Annotated in this window: 1 protein-coding gene; it reads right to left on the bottom strand. The window is 64.8% G+C overall.

The annotated features are described in order from the left end of the window. On the bottom strand, nucleotides 1-532 hold a 532-nt coding region (locus CXQ94_RS24100; protein ID WP_181034380.1), incomplete at both ends, for an FAD-dependent oxidoreductase.

The following is a 532-nucleotide window of genomic DNA, read 5'->3' as shown; positions in this document are numbered from 1 at the left end:
TGGCGTCCAGTTCGGCGGCGACGTCGGCGCCACCAATCAGGTGCACCCGCGCGCCGGCGGCTTCAAGGCCTTCCTGCAGCTCACGCAACGGCTCCTGCCCTGCGCAGAGAATCACCGTATCCACCGGCAGTACCTGCGGCTCGCCTTCGCCCACGCGGATGTGCAGTCCGGCGTCATCGATCTGCAGGTACTCGACCGAATTGAGCATCTGCACGTGCTTGTTCTTCAGTCCGGTACGGTGGATCCAGCCAGTGGTCTTGCCCAGCCCGTTACCCACCTTGGACTTCTTGCGCTGCAGCAGATAGACCTGACGCTTGGGCGCATGCGGAGCCGGCTGGATGCCGGCGATACCGCCGCGCACCGACAGCCCGAGATCGATACCCCACTCCTTCCAGAAGGCTTCACGATCCAGGCTGGTGGATTCGCCGTCGTGGGTGATGTATTCCGACACGTCGAAGCCGATACCGCCTGCGCCGATCACCGCGACGCGCTGGCCGACCGGCTTGCGCTCCAGAATCGCATCCAGGTAGCC

This window comes from Arthrobacter sp. GMC3 (assembly GCF_002929305.1).
Lineage (GTDB): Bacteria > Actinomycetota > Actinomycetes > Actinomycetales > Micrococcaceae > Specibacter.
Note: the sequence above shows the minus strand (reverse complement) of the source record. Positions and strands in the feature narration are given on the sequence as shown.